Here is a 15,510-nt window from a genome sequence, read left to right on the forward strand (position 1 = left end):
GCGACCCGCCCGCCAGTCGCCGATGACCGACGCCGCCCGCCCGTCGACGCGCCGCCTTGCCCTCCTGCTCGGCGGCCTGGCGATGTTCGGCCCGTTTTCGATCGACACGATATTCCCGGCATTCCCGGCGATCGGCGCGCAGCTGGGCGCGGACAAGGTGGCGATGCAGCAGACGATCAGCGTGTACCTGGTCGCCTACGCGCTCACCAGCCTGCTGCACGGGCCGCTGTCTGACGCGCTCGGCCGGCGGCGGGTGATCCTGGGCGGGCTGGTCGTCTTCGCCGCCGCCTCCGCCGGCTGCGCGCTCGCGACCGATCTGCCCACGCTGCTGGCGTTCCGCGCGCTGCAGGGCCTGTCGTCCGGCGTCGGGCTCATCGTCGGCCGCGCCGTCATCCGCGACGTGCTGCACGGCCCCGATGCACAGCGCTTGATGAGCCAGGTCTCGATGATCTTCGGCATCGCGCCGGCCGTGGCGCCGATCGTCGGTGGCTGGATCCTGGGCTGGAGCCGCTGGCCGATGATCTTCTGGTTCCTGGTCGCCTTCGCGGTCGCGCTGATCGTCGCGACCTGGGCGACGCTGCCGGAGACGCATCCGCCGGCCGCGCGGCTGAAGTTCGTTCCGCGCAACCTGCTGCGCGACTACGCGGCGATCTTCGTCAATCCGCGCTTCCAGCGGCTGGCCGCGGCCTCGGCCTTCAATTTCGCCGCGCTGTTTCTGTACATCGCGTCCGCGCCCGCCTTCGTCCTGGACATCCTGCGCCTGGACGGCCGCCCGCTGGACGAGACGCAGTTCGGCTGGTTCTTCGTTCCGACCATCGGCGGCATGGTGCTGGGCGCCTTCGTATCCGGGCGCGCCGCCGGGCGCCTCAGCGGGGATCGGCTGGTGCAGCTGGGGTTCGCGGCGGGTGCGCTGGCGGTGGCGGGCAACCTCGCCTACAGCATCGCCGTGCCGGTGCCCGAGGTGCCCTGGGCGGTGTTGCCGATGAGCCTGCAGGCCTTTGGCATCGCGCTGGTGTTCCCCGTCATCACCTTGGCGATCCTCGACATGTACCCGCGCCAGCGCGGCTCGGCCTCGTCCCTGCAGGCCTTCACCAGTCTGGTCGTGAACGCGGTGATCGCCGGCGTGGTCTCGCCCTGGCTCACGCGCGACCCGCGCTGGCTCGCCGCCGGCGCGGCATCGATGACCGCGGTGGGCTATGCGTTCTGGCGCGCCGAGTCGCGGCGCTCCACTCGCCGCCCGGGCCGCCCGCAGGCGGTGGACGTGCCGGGCGGCGAGGGCGGCTGAGGCTCAGCGATGCATCGCGCGGCGCCGCTGCGTCTCGCGCAGGGCATCGCGCAGCGCCGGGCGGCGTGGCGCGGGTGTTGCGGCCTGGGACGGGGCCGACTGCGCGCTGGCAGCCGACGCCGGTGGGATCAGGGGCGCGCTGCCGTTCATCTCCACCGGGTCCGCCGCCAGGTAGTGGCGCACGTTCGGGAACAGCACGTCCAGGCGCGAGTAGTAGTCGCGATTGCCGGGGTTGGAGAGCGAACCGTCGTTGTCGCAGGACGCCGAACCACCATAGAGCCCGCCGCGCAGCTCGTAGCCCGAGCGCGCCAGCGTGAACAGCCCCGAGCCGCTGCTGCCGCCCTCGGTGGTGCCGCTCAGCCAGCCCACTGCGTGCTGGGTCGAGTCGGACGAGACGTGCTGCCCGCTGGAGACTTTCTTCGCATCGCCACGCGGGTGGTGGATGGCCAGCACGGCGCTGGACGGCGCCAGCGGCCCGGCGTTCCAGGCCGCGAAGTACGCGCCCGCGGGCGCGGGGTTGTTGAGCCGCAGCAGCATGCCGTCGGTGCCGGCGTCGGAATACAGGTAGGTCGCGCCACCGGCCAGCTGGGTGCGCGCCGTGCTCACGCCGCTGCCGCAGGCGGTGGCCTCGTAGTTCCAGAAGGTGTTCAGCGTGTTGGCGACCTGCTGCACCGCGCTCGGCACCGGTGCGCCCTCGCTGAAGCAGTGGTTCGCGCTGTAGAAGTAGGGCACCTGCGTCGACGGCGTGGTATCGGCCAGCAGGGTGCCGGTGCAGATGTAGGTCGAGCCGTTCTTGACGAACTGCATGTGCGCCACGGCGTTCTTGGCGTTGACGAAGTGCTGGCCCAGCTCGCCCACGCGGCAGGCGGTGTCGACGTTGCAGCTGCCGGACTCGCCGATCTTCTCGACGATCTTGAAGTCGTTCCGGCTGTTGGCGAGCAGGTGGGACACCGCCGGCGCATGCAGCGAGGCCCTGGCCGCCGGCACGCCCGCGGGGCGGAAGATCTCGATGACCTGCGACTCGCCGTCGGTGCTCGGCGTCCAGTACAGGCCATCGCCTGCCGGAAGCTGTTGCGCCTGGGCGACGGTGACCAGCGCGACCACGCGACGCGGATCGTCGGAGCCCGCGAACCGCAGCTCCACCCGGCTATCCAGGCGCCGCACGTCCAGCCCGACCCGCAGTGCCAGCGCGTCCGGCGACCGCACTTCCATGCGCGCGACCGCGCCGCCTGCCACCGGCACCCAGCGCAGGGCCGGCGCGGCCGTGCCGACGGCCTCCAGCGAGGCCTTGCGCGCGAAGCCGATGCGGGTGGCCTTGAGCCGCGGCGCCGCATTGGCGCGCTGGAACTCGAGCAGCCGGCGCGGAGCGACCTCGCGGTAGCGCAGCGTCGCGGTGGGCAGCACGCGGGCGCCGGCGAGCTTCCAGGTCGGCGCGGGTTGCACGCGGGTGCGGCTGTATTCGCCGGCCGCGCTGGGCGGCGCCGCCTGGGCCGCCGTGGCGGCCGCGGTCGCGGCGACCAGCAGTGCGAGGGCGGTACGGAGCATGGTCATGGGATCCCTCCCCGAGGATCGTGTCGACGGGTCGATGATACGTCGCCACCGGCGCGCGGGGCGGAATGCGACGGGCCGGCATCGCGCCGGCCCGTCGTGTGGATCAGCCGCGCGCCGGAGCCGCCGGCGCCGCCTTGGGTGCTGCCGCGGCGGTGGACGTGGCGTTCGGGTTCCAGCCGCAGGTGCGCCCCTCGTTCTGCTGCTTGAGCCAGGTCTGCAGCGGCGCGAAGTACTCGAGGATCGCGGAGGCGTCCATGCGCTCGGTGCCGGTGAGTTCCTTCATCGTGGCCTGCCAGGGCTGGCTCGAGCCCTTCTGCAGCATGGCCCAGAACTTCTTCCCCGCCGCGGGGTTGCCGGCGAAGCTGCACTCGTACAGCGGGCCGGTGTGGCCGGCCGCGTCGCAGAGCGACTTGTAGAACTGGAACTGCAGCACGTGCGAGAGGAAGTAGCGCGTGTAGGGCGTGTTGCCCGGCACGTGGTACTTCGCGCCGGCGTCGAAGAAGTCCTCGCCGCGCGCGGTGACCGGGGCCACGCCCTGGTACCTGGCCTTCAGGTCCCACCAGGCCTTGTTGTACTGGTCGGGCTTGATGGAGCCGTCGAACACGCCCCAGCGCCAGCGGTCGATCATCAGGCCGAAGGGCAGGAAGGACACCTTCGCCAGCGCCATGCGCATCTGCGCGTTGATGAGCGCCTCGTTGCTCTGCTGCTGCTCGCCGGCCAGGCCGATGGTCTGCAGGTAGGCGGGCGTCATCGCCAGCACCATGGTGTCGCCGATGGCCTCGTGGAAGCCGTCGTGCGCGCCGGTCTGGAACAGCGGCGGCTGGTGGTTGTAGGCCAGGTAGTAATAGACGTGGCCCAGCTCGTGGTAGATCGTGGTGAAGTCTTCCTCGTTCGGCTTGATGCACATCTTCGTGCGCACGTCGCCGGACATGTTCATGTCCCAGGCCGAGGCATGGCAGACCACGTCGCGATCGCGCGGCTTGATGAACTGGGTCTTGGTCCAGTAGCTCTCGGGGAGCTTGGGCATACCGAGCGAGGTGTAGAACTCCTGCGCACGCTCGGTCATCTGCCGCGCGGTGAGCAGGCGCGCGTCCTGTTCGGCCTGCGCGAGCGCGGCCGACGTGCGCTCGCCGGTGAGCTTCGCGCTTTCGGCGGCGAGATTGCGCTGGTACTGCGCTTCCAGCGCGCCGGTGATGTCCAGGCTGCCCGCGCCCGGGTACGGTGCGAGAAGGTCCCACAGGTTGCCCCAGTCCTGCTGCCACATGTTGCCCAGCAGGTGCGCCGGCAGCATGTTGCCCGCCACGTGTCCCTTGTCGGCGCCGTACTTCGCGTCCAGGCGCGCACCGGTGTAGCAGTGCAGCTGCTCGTAGAGCGGCTTGACCTGGCTCCACAGGCGGTCGGTCTCGGCGGCGATCTGCGCCGGCGTCATGTCGTAGCCCGAGCGCCACAGCTCGCCGGCGTCGGCGAAGCCCAGGTCGCGCGCGCCTTCGTTCACGAGCGACACGAAGCGCGTGTAGTCCTTGCGCATCGGCTGGCTGATGGTGTGCCAGCCCTGCCACGCGTCAAGCTGCTCGTTGTAGTCGCGCGAGCTGCGCAGCACGTCCTCGAGGTCGCCCAGCTGGCGGCAGGAGCGCGCCGGGCCTTCACCCGTGCAGTATTCGCCACTGCCGTACATGCCCTCCATGCGGGTGGCGATCTGCGTGAGCTCGGCCAGCTTGGCCGGATCCTTCGGCGGCGGCATCGCCGCCGACAGCTTGAGCAGCTGGATCGCGCGCGCGGTCTGCGGCGACATCTTCTGCCCTTCGAAGCGGCGCGCCTGCTCGATCCAGCTGTTGAGCTGGGTGAGGTAGCGCTCGTTCGCCTTGGCCGACAGCAGCTGGCTGTCGTCGCCGATGTAGGTGGACGAAAGCCACTGCGCCGCCGTGAGCTCCGGATAGATCTTCTTGTATTCCTCGTTGACGCGCGCGATGAACTCGTCGGCCGTCTCGTTGCTGCGGTCGGGCGCGGCGGTTCCGGTGGCGTCGGGGGAGGCCTGGCGGTTGCAGCCCGACAGGCCGATGACGGTGGCGATGCCGAGCGCGAGGAGGGCGCGTGCGGGCTTCATGTGAACTCCGGAGGCGTGCGGTGCGCGGATGCGCGGTGCCGGCAGGCTAGAGGCCGCTCGCAGCCGGTGCAAGCCGGCCAAACCCGTGCGGCCGCGGCGTTCAGCGAAGCCGGCGCGTGGCCGGGTCGACCAGCCCGGCCCGTGCGAGCCAGCCCCAGGCGTCCTCGGCGTCCTGCTCGACGTAGGCCCGGGCCGACCCGAGGCGGAAGGTGTAACCCCAGGCGTCCATGTCCGCCAGCACGCGGTCGGCGCCCACGCCCGGCAGGGCGTCACCCATCAGCGCCTGCAGCACGCAGACCGCGTTCTCCTCCTCGATCGAGTCGGTGGCATCGGTATGCACCGCGGCGCGCTTTTCCGGCGCAAGCACGATCAGGTGCCCGGCCTCGTGCAGCAGCGAGTGCACCGGCGTGTCGCCGCGCGCGTAGACGGTCGAGCCGATGATCCCGGCCTCGGACTCGCCCCAGTAGCTGCCCGGAATCGCCTCGCCGTCGGGCACGCGCTCGAGGGCCAGCCCGTAGCGGGCGAGCAGGGCGGTGACGGCGTCGGTGTCGATGTCGGCGAGGGTGAGCATGGGTCCATACGACGATGCCCCGCCGGAGCGGGGCATCGAAAGGGCCGTGCGCCGGGATTCAGGGCGCGGGCTGGGGCTGGTTTTCCGGCAGCGCGACGGAGATGTCGAGCACCTTGTTGTCGCCGTCGCCGATCAGGTCGACCTTGACCGACTCGGCGTCGACGTTCACGTACTTGCGGATCACCTCGAGCAGCTCGCGCTGCAGCATGGGGAGGTAATCCGGGCCGCCGCGGCCGGCGCGCTCGTGCGCCACGATGATGCGCAGGCGGTCCTTGGCGACGTTCGCGGTCTGCTTCTTTGCGGTGAGGAAGTCGAAGAGGCCCATGGTCAGCCTCCGAACAGCTTGCTGAGAAAGCCCTTCTTCTCAGCGGTGATGAAGCGCATCGGGCGGCTCTCGCCGAGCAGGCGGGCGACCGCGTCCTCGTAGGCCTGCGCCGCGTCGGACGAGGTTTCGAGGATGACCGGCTCGCCCTTGTTCGAGGCGTTGAGCACGTCGCCGGACTCGGGAATCACGCCGATGGCCTTGAGGCCGAGGATCTCCTCGACGTCGGCGATCGAGAGCATCTCGCCGGTCTCCACGCGCTTGGGGCTGTAGCGGGTGAGCAGCAGGTGCTCCTTCACGCGCTGGCCCTGCTCGGCGCGGCGCGTCTTGGATGCCAGCAGGCCGAGGATGCGGTCGGAGTCGCGCACGGAGGACACTTCCGGGTTCACCACGACCACCGCCTGGTCGGCGAAGTACATGGCCAGGAACGCGCCCTTCTCGATGCCTGCCGGCGAGTCGGCGATGATGTACTCGAAGCCCTCGGCCGCGAGGTCGCCCAGCACCTTCTCCACGCCCTCGCGGGTCAGCGCGTCCTTGTCGCGCGTCTGGCTGGCAGCGAGCACGTAGAGGTTGTCGAAGCGCTTGTCCTTGATCAGCGCCTGCTTCAGCGAGGCCTCGCCGTGCACGACGTTGACGAAGTCGTACACCACGCGCCGCTCGCAGCCCATGATCAGGTCGAGATTGCGCAGGCCGACGTCGAAGTCGATGACCGCCACCTTGTGCCCGCGGCGCGCGAGGCCGGTGGCGAGGCTGGCGCTGGTGGTGGTCTTGCCCACGCCGCCCTTGCCGGACGTGACTACGATGATTTCGGCCAACTTCTGGTTCCTCCGGATTCGTTGCGATCCCGCCGGCACGGCCGGTGCGGGCGACAGCATGCCTCAAAGCATGCCGGTGTGTGACGGGTTATGCGTCCTGCGCCTCGATCCTGAGCTGGCCGTTCTCCAGCCAGACCTGGACGGGCTTGCCGAGCAGCGCGGCCGGGATGTCCTCGGACACCTTGTAATGGCCGGCGATGGCGACCAGCTCGGCATGGAACTCGCGGCAGAAGATGCGCGCCTGCTCGAAACCCTGGGCGCCGGCCAGGGCCCGCCCGCGCAGGGCGCCGTAGATGTGGATCGAGCCGTCGGCGATGACTTCGGCGCCCGCGCCGACCGCCGACAGCACGGTGAGGTCGCGGCCGTCGGCATAGACCTGCTGGCCGGAGCGGATCGGCGCGGCCTGCACGAGGCCCGGCTGGCCGGCGGTGGCCGGCGGCGCCGGTTGCGGCGGCGGCGCGGGTGCCGGCTCGGGCGCGCGCTCGCGGCGCGGCGGCGCCTCGGCCGGCGCGGCCTCGGCACGCTCGTACTGCGCACGGAACTTCGCCAGCAGCGGAAGGCCGAGCTGTTCGGACAGGCGCTCGATCTCGCTGGTGCCATAGGCCAGGGCCACGGGCAACACGCCGGCGCCGCGCAGCGCATCCACCAGCGCGCGTGCGGTCTCGACGTCGGGCGTGCGCGTGAGCCCGCCGAAGTCGATCACCACCGCAGCGCGCGCGAACAGGTTGGGCGCGCGTTGCACCCGCGAGCGCATCTCGTCGGCGAGGCGGGCCACGTCCAGCGTGCGCACGCGCAGGTTGGCGATGCCGACCTGGCCGATCTTGAGTTCGCCCGCGGGCTCGAAATCCATCTGCGCGCTCATGCGTCCGTCCCGGTGGCGCGGGCGCGCGTTGCCGTGCGCGGCGTGTGGATCCACGGCTCGGCGGGCAGGTTGCGCCCGTAGGTGTCGCGCACCCATTCGTAGCTGCACATCGGCTTGAGGAGCATCGAGGCGCGCAGCCCGGTTTCCGGCATCACGTGCTGGCCCACTTCCTGGAAGCCGAAGGTGCCGTGGAAGAGCATCACCGGGTCGGTTCCGCCCTGCAGCAGGATCTCGCAGGCCATCTGCGGGTAGCGCAGTTCCGCATAGCTCTGCGCGTCGGCGTAGAACGCGCGGCCCACGCCGCCGCCGCGGCGCCGGCTGGCCACCACGATGCGGTCGATGTAGAAGAATTCGGAATAGCGCTCCCGGAACCAGCGGAAGTTCGAGCTGTCGTGGTCGGACGCGTCGCCCATGCCGATCAGGAAGCCGGCCAGGGTTCCGTCCCGCTCGGCAACGCGGAAGTACTCGGCACGCTCGAAAAAGTACTGCAGGCGGTTCGAATCCAGCGGGAGGATCGCGGGTCCGGCGGCATTGTTCAGGGCTAGGACGGAATCCAGCTCGTGCTCGCGCACGTCGCGGACGACGATCGACATTCTTTCCGGCTCCCGGGGAGTGCTGCCACGCCCTCGCGGCGCGGCGCGCGATTATCGCATGGCGGCCCGGCGGAGCCAGCGGCCGTCGGCATGACTTCCGGCCGGGCCGGGGCGGGGAGGGGCGGCGTAGGATGGCTGCATGCTGGCGCAACTGAACCACACCCAACTGCTTCGCTACACGGGCCTCTTCACCTGGGCCATGGTGGGGTGCTGGCTGCTTTCGATCTGGCTCGACCCCACGGAGTTCGACGCCCTCGCAGGCGGGGAGGCACAGGCCTTCCGGCTCGCGATCTCGCGCTGGGTCGCGGTGTGGGGGGCGTTCGGCGGCGTGTACTGGTGGATCACCCGCGCCCTCGGTCTGCGCCGGCCCACGGTGGTCGACCACGTGCTCCTGCTCGTGCTCACCACCTGCGCCATCGGGGTCAGCTACTTCTCCAATACCGGGCTGGGCAGCATCCTGCTGATGGTCGTTGCCGGCCTGCTGCCGTGGCTGCTGCCCCTGCGCGTGGGCGTGCTGTGGCTCGTCGGCGGCAACCTGGCGATCGTGCCGGTCTTCATCGGCGTGTACGAGATGCCTCCGCTGCTGGCGCTGTTCCAGTCGCTGGTGTACGTGGGGTTCGCCAGCCTGGTCTTCGTCACCGCGATGGTCGCCAAGCAGCAGGCCCAGGCCCGGGACGAGCAGCGCCGCCTGAATGCCGAGCTGCGCGCCACGCGCCTGCTGCTGGCCGAGAGCGCGCGCATCAACGAGCGCACGCGCATCTCGCGCGAGCTGCACGACCTGCTCGGCCACCATCTCACCGCGCTGAGCCTGAACCTGGAGGTGGCAGGCCACCTGTCGTCAGGGCAGGTGAAGGAGCACGTGACCCAGGCGCACACGCTGGCGCGGCTGCTGCTCACCGACGTGCGCGAGGCGGTGAGCCAGCTGCGCGAGGGCGGGGCGATCGATCTCGCCGTCGCGCTGCGCCCCCTGGCCGAGAACGTGCCTTCGCTCGCGATCCACATGGACATCGAGTCGCCGCTCACCCTCGACGACCCCGAGCGCGCCCACGTGCTGCTGCGCTGCACGCAGGAGATCATCACCAACGCCGTGCGCCATGCCGGCGCGCGCAACCTCTGGATCCACGCGCGGCGCGACGATGGCTGCATCCGCATGAGCGCGCGCGACGACGGCCGCGGCGCCGACCTGCTGGTGGCCGGCAACGGCCTGCGCGGGATGCGCGAGCGCCTGGCGCAGCACGGCGGCACGCTCGAGATCCACACCTCGCCCGGAGAAGGCTTCGACCTCCGGCTCGTCCTGCCCATCGCGGCCGCCAGCGCCGTCCGAGAAGGAGTGCCCGCATGACCACGCCAGAACGACGCATCCGCGTGATGCTCGTCGACGACCAGACCCTGGTGCGCCAGGGGGTCCGTTCGCTGCTCGCCCTCGCCGATGGCGTCGAGGTCGTCGCCGAAGCCTCGGACGGGCGCCAGGCGGTCGAGATGATTCCCCAGGTGCGGCCGGACGTGGTGCTGATGGACATGCGCATGCCGGTGATGTCGGGCCTGGAGGCCCTGCAGACGCTTGCGCGCCTGCAGCAGCTGCCGCCCACGATCATCCTCACCACCTTCGACGACGACCAGCTCGTGCTGGCCGGGATCAAGGCCGGCGCCAAGGGCTACCTGCTCAAGGACGTCTCGCTCGACCAGCTCGTGGGCGCCATCCAGACGGTGGCCGACGGCGGCTCGCTGGTGCAGCCGGCGGTCACCCAGCGCCTGCTCTCGGGCCTGGAGCACATGCGCAACGATTTCGTCAGCCTGGACCGCCCGGACCCGCTGACCGAGCGCGAGACCGAGATCCTGCGGCTGATGGCCGGCGGCTTCTCCAACAAGGAGATCGCCAACTCGCTGGGCGTGGCCGAGGGCACGATCAAGAACCACGTCTCCAACATCCTGTCCAAGCTCGGCGTCCGCGACCGCACGCGGGCGGTGCTCAAGGCCTTCGAGCTGCAACTCGTCTGATGGGCAGGATGTCCGGCCCGCCGCAGCGCGGCGGGCGTTCGGCGGCCCGCGCGGCGGTGCCGCGCAGGCAGGGCCGCCTCACCCTGTCCAAGCTCGGCGTCCGCGACCGCACGCGGGCGGTGCTCAAGGCCTTCGAACTGCAACTCGTCTGATGGGCCGGATGTCCGGCCCGCTGCAGGGCGGCGGGCGTTCGGCGGCCCGCGGCAGCGCCGCGCGGACAAAGTCGCCTCGCGCTGCCCGGGCTCCGGGTCCGTGAACCCCATGCGGCCAACGCTCGGGGGCGTCGGGCTGCAACCCGTCTCGAACCGGCCTCCGGCGCCGGGCCGCGTGGCGCCCGCCCACGCCTGCCCCCGCGGCGCGCGGTCTGCCGGGTTCGTAATGTCGCGCGGGAATCGTCCCATCGTCGTGCTGCCCGGGCGGCCGCAACCTTGCTACGATTGCCGGTCTGCGCCCATGGCCCGCATGGCTGGCGCGGGCCCGGCCCCGGAGAACTCCTGAATGACCCGTCTGCTCGAGATCCTGATTTCCTTTGCGATCGTCGCCGTGCTGTTCGTGGCGGTCGGCATCTTCCTGCCGTCCAGCAGGCACCTGTCGCACTCGGTCGAGACCAACCGCAAGCCGACCATCGTGTTCGACACGCTCAACAGCTTCCGCCGCTTCAAGGACTGGAACCCGCTGGTGCTGCGCGATCCGTCCACGAAGCTCACGTTCTCCGGCCCGCAGTCCGGCAAGGGCGCGACCATGACGTACGAGTCGGAGAGCATGGGTTCGGGCACGTACAAGATCATCGAGAGCGAGCCGACCACGAAGGTCACCTACGCGATCGAGAACGATGCGCCGGGCACCAACAAGCGCACCGAGTTCCGCCTCAAGCGTGTCGGTCGCGGCGGCCGCAACGTCCAGATCACCCAGACCTACAGCGTCGACTACGGCTGGAACATCGTCGGTCGCTACGCCGGCCTGTACGTCAGCTCCAACGTGGGCGAGGACGTCAAGCTGGGCCTGTCGCGCCTGACCAACATGCTCGCCGGCGTGCCGAACATCGACTATGGCAACCTGCAGCGCGAGTTCAAGGCGCCCGCGCCTTCGCTGGCCGATCGCCCGGCCGAGACGCTCCTGGTCGTGAGCGCGACCGTGCCGATGGACTTCGACAAGATCAAGGGCCAGATGAACTCCAACATGGAGTGGATCCGCAAGGTCATGACGGCCAACGGGCTGGAAGCCGCGGGTCCGGTGCGCATGATCACGAACGAGCAGGGCTCGCAGAACTACTCGTTCGACCTCGCGCAGCCGGTTCGCAAGGCGGGCGCGACCGGGCCGGTGGAAGGCATCCGCGTCGAGGGGCCGGTGAAGGTGCTGCAGAGCGAGGCGACGAAGGTCGCGACGACCTCGTTCAAGGGCCACATGGCCAACCTGCAGAAGCTGCGGGACGCGATCCGCGCCTGGGCGCTGTCGAACGGCTACGAGACGGTGGACCGTCCGTACGAGAACTGGACCGGCGGCATCAATGCCGGCTTCACCAACGACGGCGAGTTCGTCATCCAGTGGGCCGTGAAGTAAGGCCCACGTTCCCGGAAAACGCGCCGCTTGCGGCGCGTTTTTCGTTGGGGCGGGCGGTGGCGCCACCGGGGGCGGGCGGATGAGGCGCCGCGGGATGCCCTGGCTCGCGGCGAGCGGTGCGCTACTGGCATCGTCCGCCGTCGCACTCGCGGCCTATGCCGCGCACGCGGCCGCGCCGGAAGACCGGATGCGCCTGTTCATGGCCGCGGCGTTCGCCTTCGGGCATGGCGCGGCGCTGGCGGCGCTGGCGGCGGACATGCCGCGCCGGCTGGGCCGTAGCGCGCTGGTCGCGCTGCTGGCCGGGACGCTGCTGTTCGCGGGCAGCCTCGTGGGCGCGGCGCTTGCCGGGCTGCCCACGCGCCTCGCGCCGGCGGGCGGCCTGCTGCTCATGGCGGGCTGGCTCGCGCTCGCCATCGACCGCGCGCGGGGCTGACATGCCACGCTGGAGCCGGGGCTTCGACGTCGACGCGGCCGCGCGCCACCTGCGCCGCAGCGACCGCGCCCTCGCGGCGTGGATGCGGCGCATCGGCCCGATCCCCGCGGAGCCGCGCTGGCGGCGTCCCTTCGATCCCGTGGATGCGCTGGCCCGCGCCATCCTGTACCAGCAGCTCTCGGGCAAGGCGGCGGCGACCATCGTCGGCCGCGTGGAGGCGGCGATCGGCAGCGACCGCCTGCATGCCGACACGCTCTCGCGCATCGACGACGCGGCCCTGCGCGCCTGCGGCGTCTCCGGCAACAAGGCGCTGGCCCTGCGTGACCTGGCGCGGCGCGAAGCGGTGGGCGAGATTCCGACGCTGCGGCAGATGTCGGTGATGGACGAGGCCGCGATCGTCGCCGCGCTCACGCCCATCCGCGGCATCGGACGCTGGACGGTGGAGATGATGCTGATCTTCCGCCTGGGCCGTCCGGACGTGCTCCCCGTGGACGACCTGGGCATCCGCAAGGGGGCACAGGTGGTGGACGGCACCGGGGCCATGCCGACCCCGCGCGAGCTCGCCGCCCGCGGCGAGGCCTGGGGGCCGTACCGCAGCTACGCGAGCCTGTACCTGTGGCGCATCGCGGACTTCGCGGCGCCGGCCAAGGGGACGGTCAAGCGCTCGCAGGACTGAGCCGCGGCGCCCCGGCCCCCGCATGGCACCAGTGCCAGGGCTCGTAGACGATGCCGTGCGGGTTGTCGCGCGGATAGCTCATGACGAAGCCCCAGCCCGCCGCGTTCGCGCGCAGCCAGGCGAAGGCGGGCGTGGCCTCGAAGGATTCCTCCGCGGGCGGCTCGCCCGGCGTGCCGATGTCCAGCGCGCGGCCGGAGTGGTGCTCGCTGTAACCCGGCGCCGCGTTCACCGTGAGGATGTGCTCCAGCGGCTGGCCGCGCGCGAGCTTGCGCTCGAAGATTCCGAGCTGGTAGTCGTGGCTGCGGTAGCCGCTGATGGCTTCGAGCACGATGCCCTCTCGCAGCGCGGCCTCGCGCATGGACAGCCAGGCCCGGGCCGCCCCGGCCTCGAGCCAGAGAGGCCGGCGGTAGCGGTCGCGGCCCGCAAGGCGCAGGCGCGTGGGTTCCGGCACGAGGGGCAGGCCGGTGCGGCTGGCATACCCCCCATCCAGGCCGAGCCGCGCGAGGCGCTGTTCGAGGCGATGCAGGGGCAGCGTGGCGGCCGGGCACCGGGACGTTCCGCGCAGCGCGGCCAGCGCCGCCTGCAGGCCGGGCTCGACCTGCAGGCGAGGGGCGAGCGGCACGACGCGCGCGCCGTCGACGGCCGCCAGGTAGCGGCCATCGCGCTTGCGGCGCAGCACGTGGCGGGACAGGGCCAGCTGGCGCGCGGCGTGGTTGCCGCGCGCGGTGAGCACGTGCGCGGGCCAGGCCTCGATGTCGGGCGTGTTGATGAGGTCCTGCGGACGGATCGGCATGGCGCGAGGGTAGCCGGGGGATGCGACGCGCGGCCAGCGGGCGCGGCCGCGCGGTGCCGGCGTCAGCGGTAGGTCGCGTTGACCGCGAGGAAGAGCAGGAACGCCTGCTCGGGAATCGCGAGCGCCTGGGGCAGCTCCAGCGCGAAGCTGCGACGCAGCCGCAGCAGGCGCGTGGTCTCGCGGATCCCGCCTGCCGGCCCGTGTGGGCCGCTGAGCCGGTAGCGCATCGAGAACGGCCCGCCGCAGGCTTCCCAGCGCCAGCGGTCGTCGCCGACGGCGAGTATCCAGGCCTTGCCGCGGTCGGCCTCGAAGGTGGCGGTGGCTCGCGTCTGCGCGGCTTCCATCAGGAAGTAGCGGTAGTCGGGCGCGCGCAGCGTGCGCGGATTGAAGGTCTCGTACTCGAGGCGATACGTGGCCGGGCCGACGTCGATCTCGACCGCGTCGCGCCCGCCGAAGCGCAGCGCGCTCCCGCGCGGCATCGACGGCCAGGTCGGCATGCGCAGGCGCGCGCAGGGCGTGCCGTGGGGATGGTCGATACGGTACTCGAACTTCGAGATCGCGCTGGCCTGGAGCGGCGCGGTGCCCGGCACGGGCGTCATGAGGGCTCGTTCCCGGTGTCCTGGTCGCGCGGAGGCGGCGGCAGGCGACCGGCCCGGCGCAGCGCATCGCGCAGCACGTATTCGATCTGCGCGTTGAGGCTGCGCAGCTCGTCGTCGGCCCAGCGCTGCGCGGCGGCGAGCACGTCGGCGCTGATGCGCAGCGGGTAGGCCTTCTTCTCGCTCATCGCCCGTTTCGCTGCCGCCGCCGCTCGCGCGCGACCGCGACGAACATGGCCACCGCCATGCCGTTCACGAACAGCGCCAGGGCCAGCGCCACGGCCAGCACGCGCGCGGAATCGCCGCCGGCCCAGAGCATGCCGCCGGCGCCGCCGAGCAGCAGCAGGCCGACCCCGCGCATCATGCCGGCCAGGCGCAGGTCGAGCGGGGTGGCGCGCCGGCGCAGCGCGGCGGAGATGAGGAAGGCCGGTGCGCTGGTGAGCGCGAAGGCCAGTGCGATGCCCAGGCCGTCCATCAGTAGAGCGACCCCGCGTTGACCACCGGCTGCGTGCCGCGGTCGCCGCAGAGCACCACCAGCAGGTTGCTGACCATCTGCGCCTTGCGCTCCTCGTCCAGCTGCACCACGCCGTTCTTCTGCAGCTCGGCCAGCGCCATCTCGACCATCCCCACCGCGCCCGCCACGATGCGGGTGCGCGCGGCGATCACCGCATTGGCCTGCTGGCGCTGCAGCATCGCGTGCGCGATCTCCGGCGCGTAGGCCAGGTGCGAGATGCGCGCGTCGAGCACGTTCACGCCGGCGTCGGCCAGCCGTTCGGCCAGCTCCTGCGCGAGGTGCTGGCTGATCTCGGCCGCGTGGCTGCGCAGCGCCAGCTGGCCGTCCTCGTGCTGGTCGTAGGGGTAGCTCGTGGCCATCGCGCGCAGGGCCGATTCGGCCTGGATGTGCACGAAGCTTTCGTAGTCGTCCACGTTGAACACCGCCTCGGCGGAGTCGGCCACCTGCCAGACGATGACCGCCGCGATCTCGATGGGCGAGCCGTCCAGCTCGTTGACCTTGAGCTTGCCGCTCTCGAAGTTGCGCACGCGCAGGGAGACCTTCTTCTTGGAATAGAAGGGGTTGTTCCAGCGCAGGCCGTCGGTGCGGTCGGTGCCCACGTACTTGCCGAACAGGCTCAGCACGGCGGCCTGGTTGGGCTCGACCATGTACAGGCCGAACAGGCAGACGAACAGCACCAGCCCGGCGAGGGCGCCGGCCAGCACGGCGGCCGGGGAGGCCGCCGAGGCGGCCAACCACCAGCCATCGGCGCCCAGCAGTGCCAGCAGCAGGAACAGCACCGGCAGGCCGGGGCGGGAACGGGCGGCGATCTCTTTCATGGACGTCTCCTCGGGACAA

Annotated in this window: 18 protein-coding genes and 1 pseudogene; 7 read left to right on the forward strand and 12 right to left on the reverse strand. The window is 71.4% G+C overall.

Annotated features, from left to right (window positions below):
• The first annotated feature begins 22 nt into the window (after positions 1-22).
• Positions 23-1,285 carry a multidrug effflux MFS transporter gene (locus tag EYQ95_RS17490; RefSeq protein WP_132328683.1) on the forward strand — a complete coding sequence of 421 codons (1,263 nt, stop codon included), beginning with the start codon at positions 23-25 and terminating at the stop codon, positions 1,283-1,285.
• Between the two features lie 3 nt (positions 1,286-1,288).
• Here EYQ95_RS17490 and EYQ95_RS17495 read toward each other — a convergent pair whose 3' ends face one another.
• The 7 genes from EYQ95_RS17495 to EYQ95_RS17525 all read right to left on the reverse strand — a co-directional run bounded on the left by EYQ95_RS17495 (position 1,289) and on the right by EYQ95_RS17525 (position 8,103).
• The gene (locus EYQ95_RS17495; RefSeq protein ID WP_132328685.1) at positions 1,289-2,836 is read right to left on the reverse strand and encodes a serine protease; all 1,548 of its coding nucleotides are present in this window, start codon (positions 2,834-2,836) and stop codon (positions 1,289-1,291) included.
• 103 nt (positions 2,837-2,939) lie between these two features.
• Entirely contained in the window at positions 2,940-4,940 is a 2,001-nt protein-coding gene (locus EYQ95_RS17500) for a M2 family metallopeptidase (protein ID WP_132328687.1), read from the reverse strand.
• Positions 4,941-5,040: 100 nt separating this feature from the next.
• Positions 5,041-5,547: a hypothetical protein gene (locus EYQ95_RS17505; protein WP_165924770.1), complete on the reverse strand. Its 507-nt coding sequence runs from the start codon at positions 5,545-5,547 to the stop codon at positions 5,041-5,043.
• A gap of 22 nt (positions 5,548-5,569) precedes the next feature.
• Positions 5,570-5,836 carry a cell division topological specificity factor MinE gene (minE, locus tag EYQ95_RS17510; protein ID WP_132328691.1) on the reverse strand — a complete coding sequence of 89 codons (267 nt, stop codon included), beginning with the start codon at positions 5,834-5,836 and terminating at the stop codon, positions 5,570-5,572.
• Positions 5,837-5,838: 2 nt separating this feature from the next.
• Complete coding sequence (gene minD / locus EYQ95_RS17515) at positions 5,839-6,648, reverse strand: septum site-determining protein MinD (RefSeq protein ID WP_132328693.1); 810 nt, start codon at positions 6,646-6,648, stop codon at positions 5,839-5,841.
• Positions 6,649-6,736: 88 nt separating this feature from the next.
• Positions 6,737-7,510 carry a septum site-determining protein MinC gene (gene minC, locus EYQ95_RS17520; RefSeq protein WP_132328695.1) on the reverse strand — a complete coding sequence of 258 codons (774 nt, stop codon included), beginning with the start codon at positions 7,508-7,510 and terminating at the stop codon, positions 6,737-6,739.
• Positions 7,507-8,103, reverse strand: a complete 597-nt coding sequence (locus tag EYQ95_RS17525; protein WP_132328697.1) for a GNAT family N-acetyltransferase — start codon at positions 8,101-8,103, stop codon at positions 7,507-7,509. Before EYQ95_RS17525 ends, minC begins: the two co-directional genes overlap by 4 nt.
• Positions 8,104-8,242: 139 nt before the next feature.
• On the opposite strand from EYQ95_RS17525, the gene EYQ95_RS17530 reads away from it, so the two are divergent.
• The 6 genes and pseudogenes from EYQ95_RS17530 to EYQ95_RS17555 all read left to right on the forward strand — a co-directional run bounded on the left by EYQ95_RS17530 (position 8,243) and on the right by EYQ95_RS17555 (position 12,770).
• Positions 8,243-9,445: a sensor histidine kinase gene (locus tag EYQ95_RS17530; protein ID WP_132328699.1), complete on the forward strand. Its 1,203-nt coding sequence runs from the start codon at positions 8,243-8,245 to the stop codon at positions 9,443-9,445.
• Positions 9,442-10,101, forward strand: coding sequence for a response regulator transcription factor (locus EYQ95_RS17535; RefSeq protein ID WP_132328701.1), 660 nt, complete (start codon positions 9,442-9,444; stop codon positions 10,099-10,101). Before EYQ95_RS17530 ends, EYQ95_RS17535 begins: the two co-directional genes overlap by 4 nt.
• An 83-nt stretch (positions 10,102-10,184) precedes the next feature.
• Positions 10,185-10,253: pseudogene (locus tag EYQ95_RS26850) on the forward strand (DNA-binding response regulator); the annotation flags it as partial.
• 346 nt (positions 10,254-10,599) lie between these two features.
• The gene (locus tag EYQ95_RS17545) at positions 10,600-11,661 is read left to right on the forward strand and encodes an SRPBCC family protein (RefSeq protein ID WP_132328705.1); all 1,062 of its coding nucleotides are present in this window, start codon (positions 10,600-10,602) and stop codon (positions 11,659-11,661) included.
• Between the two features lie 94 nt (positions 11,662-11,755).
• The gene (locus EYQ95_RS17550) at positions 11,756-12,094 is read left to right on the forward strand and encodes a DUF423 domain-containing protein (protein WP_243699973.1); all 339 of its coding nucleotides are present in this window, start codon (positions 11,756-11,758) and stop codon (positions 12,092-12,094) included.
• Between the two features lies 1 nt (position 12,095).
• Positions 12,096-12,770, forward strand: coding sequence for a DNA-3-methyladenine glycosylase (locus EYQ95_RS17555; RefSeq protein ID WP_132328709.1), 675 nt, complete (start codon positions 12,096-12,098; stop codon positions 12,768-12,770).
• Here EYQ95_RS17555 and EYQ95_RS17560 read toward each other — a convergent pair.
• From EYQ95_RS17560 to EYQ95_RS17580, 5 genes are all read right to left on the reverse strand, one after another.
• Positions 12,751-13,563 carry a M15 family metallopeptidase gene (locus EYQ95_RS17560; RefSeq protein WP_132328711.1) on the reverse strand — a complete coding sequence of 271 codons (813 nt, stop codon included), beginning with the start codon at positions 13,561-13,563 and terminating at the stop codon, positions 12,751-12,753. The two genes, EYQ95_RS17555 and EYQ95_RS17560, sit on opposite strands and share 20 nt — an antisense overlap.
• Positions 13,564-13,625: 62 nt before the next feature.
• Positions 13,626-14,162, reverse strand: a complete 537-nt coding sequence (locus EYQ95_RS17565) for a hypothetical protein (RefSeq protein WP_132328713.1) — start codon at positions 14,160-14,162, stop codon at positions 13,626-13,628.
• Positions 14,159-14,347 carry an Arc family DNA binding domain-containing protein gene (locus tag EYQ95_RS17570; RefSeq protein WP_132328715.1) on the reverse strand — a complete coding sequence of 63 codons (189 nt, stop codon included), beginning with the start codon at positions 14,345-14,347 and terminating at the stop codon, positions 14,159-14,161. Before EYQ95_RS17570 ends, EYQ95_RS17565 begins: the two co-directional genes overlap by 4 nt.
• Entirely contained in the window at positions 14,344-14,634 is a 291-nt protein-coding gene (locus EYQ95_RS17575) for a hypothetical protein (RefSeq protein WP_132328717.1), read from the reverse strand. Before EYQ95_RS17575 ends, EYQ95_RS17570 begins: the two co-directional genes overlap by 4 nt.
• Positions 14,634-15,491: an SPFH domain-containing protein gene (locus tag EYQ95_RS17580; protein WP_132328719.1), complete on the reverse strand. Its 858-nt coding sequence runs from the start codon at positions 15,489-15,491 to the stop codon at positions 14,634-14,636. The genes EYQ95_RS17575 and EYQ95_RS17580 overlap by 1 nt, the downstream gene beginning before the upstream one ends.
• Positions 15,492-15,510 lie beyond the last annotated feature (19 nt).

It is taken from the genome of Lysobacter sp. N42, from assembly GCF_004344885.1.